This is a genomic window from Comamonas sp. B-9 (assembly GCF_000410635.1).
GTDB lineage: Bacteria > Pseudomonadota > Gammaproteobacteria > Burkholderiales > Burkholderiaceae_C > Comamonas.
Genome location: NZ_KE148568.1, coordinates 1 through 5,025 on the forward strand (window position 1 = coordinate 1; position 5,025 = coordinate 5,025).

Genomic DNA, 5,025 nt, shown 5'->3' on the forward strand with positions numbered 1-5,025 from the left:
CCTCGGGCAGCTGGGGCTGCAGGCTTTGCGCCACCGACACACCGACGGCCAGCGACAGGCCCGACCAGTCGGCCGGCGCCAGCGGCAGGCCCAGCGACATCAGCAGCGAGTCACCCACCTCGCTGCGCCAGGGCTTGCCCATGCGGCCGCGCCCTGCCGTCTGCTGCTCGGCCACCAGCAAGATGGGTTCCTGCCGGCCGGCACGCGCGCGGCGCATCAGCTCGGTGTTGGTCGAGTCGATGCTGGGCAGCACCTCGATCGTGAAGCCCGGCAACTGCGGCTCCACCGCCTCCCAGATCGCTTCAGCGGGCCAGCGGATCGGCGTGTTCTGCGCCTCGCTCATGCGCCTGCCTTGGCGGCCTTGGCGCCATGGGTCTTTTTATCGGCTTTGGCCTTCTTGTCGCTCTTTTTCTTGGCCTTGGCCTTGTCCTTTTCCTTGCCCAGGGCCTTGTCTGCGGCCTTGGCCTTGTGCTTTTCCGCTTTGGCAGATTTGACAGATTTCGTCTCATCGGCAGATACCGCCTTGGCCTTGCGCTTTTTGGGCAGCACGGGCTCGGGCAAATCCGAGGCGGGCACCTTGGGTTTCCAGCCGCGCTTGGGCGCCAGCATCGTGCCCCGGCATTCGGCCGCGCCGCAGTGGCAGGCGTAGTCGGCCTTGAGCTTGGCGGTGTAGCGCTCTTCGATGATCAGGCCGTAGTCATAACCCAGCTCCTCGCCCGCGCTGATATTGCGCAGCGCGCTGATGAAGATGCGGTCATCGGCCTCTTCGGCAAAGCAGTTGGGGTCGCAGCTGTGGTTGATCCAGCGGGCCGAGTTGCCGCCATCGCCCCCGTCGATGACGCGGTCGCCATCGATCTGGAAAAAGAAGGTGTGGTTGGGGTGGTCCGGGTCGTGCGGGTGGCGGCGCTGGCTTTCTTCGTAGCTGATGACCTTGCCCGCATATTCGACAATGACTTCGCCTTCTGCGATATCCTGCAACGCAAAAACGCCCCTGCCGTGCACGCCCGAACGCCGTACCTGGATACGACGACCTGTTGAAAAATGGGGAACATGGTTCGGCATGGGATTTTTTCTGCTACTTTAAAAATAAGCACATGCGCATGTGCGCACACGTACACATGCAGGCGCCCGCGCACATGCGCGTAAAGCGTGCATTGTAAGAGCGTGCTCAGAGAGCCAGCAACCCACAGTGTTGGCAGACCCCAGTTTGATGAGAGTGAACCCATGTCCAAGACCCTGGTCATTGCAGAAAAGCCGTCCGTTGCACAAGACATTGTTCGTGCACTGACGCCGGTGGCAGGCCAATTTGCCAAACACGACGACTACTTTGAAGCCGAGACCTTCATCGTGACGAGCGCGGTGGGTCACCTTGTGGAGATCCAGGCCCCCGAAGAATTCGATGTCAAACGCGGCAAGTGGAGCTTTGCCCATCTGCCCGTCATCCCGCCTTACTTTGAGCTCAAGCCGGTCGACAAGACCAAGACGCGCCTGAACGCCGTCGTCAAGCTGGCTAAGCGCAAGGATGTCACCGCGCTGATCAACGCCTGTGACGCGGGCCGCGAAGGTGAGCTGATCTTCCGCCTGATCGAGCAATACGCCGGTGGCGCCAAGGGCGGCCTGGGCAAGCCGATCCAGCGCCTGTGGCTGCAGTCGATGACGCCGCAAGCCATCCGTGACGGCTTCAACAAGCTGCGCTCCGATAACCAGATGCTGGGCTTGGCCGATGCCGCCCGCAGCCGCTCCGAAGCCGACTGGCTGGTGGGCATCAACGGCACGCGGGCGATGACCGCGTTCAACTCGCGCGATGGCGGTTTCTTCCTGACCACCGTGGGCCGTGTGCAGACCCCCACCTTGTCGCTGGTCGTCGAGCGCGAGGAAAAGATCCGCAAATTCGTCAGCCGCAACTACTGGGAAATCCACGGCGAGTTCAACGCCCAGGCGGGCGCCTACCCGGGCAAGTGGTTCAACCCGGCCTGGAAGAAAAGCGACGACGCCGAGGCGCGCGCCGACCGCGTCTGGAGCCAGCAGGAGGCGCAGGCGATTGCCGAGGCCGTGCGCGGCAAGCCCGCCACGGTGACCGAAGAGTCCAAGCCCACCACCCAGGCCTCACCGCTGCTGTTTGACCTGACCAGCCTGCAGCGCGAGGCCAACAGCAAGTTCGGCTTCTCGGCCAAGACCACCTTGGCACTGGCCCAGGCGCTGTACGAGCGCCACAAGGCACTGACCTACCCGCGTACCGATTCGCGCGCGCTGCCCGAGGACTACCTGCCCGTCGCGCGCCAGACCTTCGAGATGCTGGCCCACAGCAATATGCAGCAGCTCGCGCCGTTTGCGCAGCAGGCCATTGGCGCCAACTACATCCGCGCCAACAAGCGCATTTTTGACAACAGCAAGGTCTCGGACCACTTTGCCATCATCCCGACCACGCAGGCGCCCGGCGCCTTGAGCGAGGCCGAGCACAAGCTCTACACGCTGGTGGTGCGCCGCTTCATGGCGGTGTTCTTCCCCAGCGCCGAGCACCAGGTCACCACGCGCGTCAGTCAAATTGACGACCACCACTTCAAGACCGAAGGCAAGGTGCTGGTCAAGCCCGGTTGGCTGGCCATCTACGGCAAGGAAGCGGCCCACGAAGTGGAAGACGCCAAGGAAGGCGACAAGGGCCAGAACCTGGTGCCGGTGCAGCCCGGCGAGAAGCCCACAGCCGACCCGGTCGAGCCCAAGGGCCTCAAGACCAAGCCACCTGCCCGCTACTCGGAAGCGACCCTGCTGGGCGCGATGGAGAGCGCCGGCAAGCAGATCGACGACGACGAGCTGCGCGAAGCCATGCAGGAAAAGGGCCTGGGCACGCCTGCGACGCGCGCGGCCATCATCGAAGGCCTGCTGACCGAAAAATACATGCTGCGCGAAGGCCGCGAGCTGATCCCCACGGCCAAGGCCTTCCAGCTGATGACCTTGCTGCGCGGGCTGCAGGTCGAAGAGCTCTCGCGCGCCGACCTGACCGGCGAGTGGGAGTACAAGCTCGCACAGATGGAAAAGGGCCAGCTCTCGCGCGAAGCCTTCATGGCCGAGATCCAGGCCATGACCGAGCGCCTGGTGAAAAAGGCCAAGGAATACGACCGCGACACCATCCCCGGTGACTACGCCACCCTGTCCGCGCCCTGCCCCAACTGTGGTGGCGTGGTCAAGGAAAACTACCGCCGCTATGCCTGCACCGGCGTGGGCGGCACTGGCGAAGGCTGCGGCTTCTCGTTCACCAAATCGCCTGCCGGCCGCACCTTCGAGACCGCCGAGGCTGACCAGCTGCTGCGCGATCGCAAGATCGGCCCGCTCGACGGCTTCCGCTCCAAGGCCGGCTGGCCCTTTGCCGCCGAAGTGGCCATCGTGCGCGACGAGGACAACAACAACTACAAGTTCGAGTTCCTGTTCGAGGACAACAAGTCCGACGAGGAATCGGGCGAGCTGGTGGACTTTGGCAGCCAGAACACCTTGGGCGCCTGCCCCAAGTGCGGCGCACCGGTGTTCGAGCATGGCGCCAACTATGTCTGCAGCAAGGCCGTCCCCACGGCCCAGCAGCCCACGCCCAGCTGCGACTTCAAGAGCGGCCAGATCATCTTGCAGCAGCCCATCGAGCGCGACCAGATGGCCAAGCTGCTGGCCACCGGCAAGACCGACCTGCTCGACAAGTTCGTCTCCAACCGCACGCGGCGCAGCTTCAAGGCCTTCCTGGCCTGGGACAAGGAAGCCGGCAAGGTGAACTTCGAGTTCGAGCCGCGCGACAGCAAGTTCCCGCCGCGCAAGGGCGCAGCCGCCAAGACCGCTACCAAGACGGCCACAAAGACCGCGAGCAAGACCGCTGCCAAGGCCACCAAGACAGCGGCCAAAACCGCTACCAAGACAGCCACCAAGTCCGCCGCCAAGACGCCGCGCAAGGTCGCTGCGACGCTGACCCCCAGCCCCGCGCTGGCGGCCGTGATCGGCAGCGAGGCCACGTCCCGCCCCGAGGTGATCAAGAAGCTCTGGGACTACATCAAGGCCAACGGCCTGCAGGACGCCAAGGACAAGCGCGCGATCAATGCCGACGCCAAGCTGCAGCCGCTGTTTGGCAAGGACCAGATCAGCATGTTCGAGATCGCCGGCATTGTTGGCAAGCATGTGAGCTGATACCTTGATGCGCCGCATTCTTTGCCAGGCCCTCGCCTGCAGCGCCCTCCTGTGGGGGGCGCACAGCCATGCCCAGATTGCCCTGTTCGCGCCGCCCGGCGTACATCCGGAATTTGTCGGCAAGGTGGCGACCGCCCATATCAATGTGCACAGCCCTGAAGACCTGGAGAAAAACCTCCAGGCCGTCAAAGGCTCGGCCACCCGACTGGATCTGGACCTGGGGCCGGTGCTCAACAGCCGCAAGCCACTGGACCAGATTCCCATCCGCTACCGCGCCGTCGATGCCAACGGTGCGAGTGCTGGCTGGCAGGACAAGGCCATGGCGCCCCAGGAGCACAACAAGCTGCGGGTGATCCCGCAAGAGGCCGAGGCGCGCAAGATTCTGCAGCCCTACATGGCCGTGATCCAGCGCTACCAGGCCCAGGTGGCCACGGTGTTCATCGCCGATGAGCCCTATCTGCACGGCATCCCCAAGGCAGATCTGGAGCGCATTGCCACCACGGTGCGCACAATGCTCCGCGAGCACGGCATCAAGAACGTCAAGCTGGGCGTGATCTTTGCCAGCGGCATGGTGAATGCCGAGTTTGCCAAGATGGTGGACCAGGAGGCTGTGCGCTATGTGCAAACCCTCGACGGCCATCGCCAAACCCTCAGCAGCCTGGGCGACCAGGCCACGGCGGCGGACCTCCAATGGCTCCAGGACATCGCGCAGTTCCGGCTGACCACCTATGACAATGCCGGCAACCTCTACACCGGCGGCGGCGTTCCGCGCGGCTATGACCTGTATGGCTTTGACTTCTACCTGTCCACCGCGCTGCAGGACCGGCTCTACGAAAACATGCTGCCGCTATTAAAGAAGCAGGT

The 5,025-nt window shown here is 64.0% G+C and carries 4 protein-coding genes; 2 read left to right on the top strand and 2 right to left on the bottom strand.

What is annotated here, in order from left to right:
- Both H928_RS0112100 and H928_RS0112105 read right to left on the bottom strand, forming a co-directional pair.
- Nucleotides 1-343 (bottom strand): hypothetical protein (locus tag H928_RS0112100; protein ID WP_021026749.1); only part of this gene is annotated, 343 nt, incomplete at its 3' end.
- Entirely contained in the window at nt 340-1,062 is a 723-nt protein-coding gene (locus H928_RS0112105) for an SET domain-containing protein (protein WP_027010879.1), read from the bottom strand. The genes H928_RS0112100 and H928_RS0112105, both read right to left, overlap by 4 nt.
- Nucleotides 1,063-1,224: 162 nt before the next feature.
- Here H928_RS0112105 and H928_RS0112110 point away from each other — a divergent pair, with 162 nt between their 5' ends.
- Together H928_RS0112110 and H928_RS32330 are read left to right on the top strand one after the other, a co-directional pair.
- Nucleotides 1,225-4,161: a DNA topoisomerase III gene (locus H928_RS0112110; RefSeq protein WP_021026750.1), complete on the top strand. Its 2,937-nt coding sequence runs from the start codon at nt 1,225-1,227 to the stop codon at nt 4,159-4,161.
- A 7-nt stretch (nt 4,162-4,168) separates the two neighbouring features.
- Nucleotides 4,169-5,025: hypothetical protein (locus H928_RS32330; protein WP_043339831.1), on the top strand; the 857-nt coding region annotated here is incomplete at its 3' end.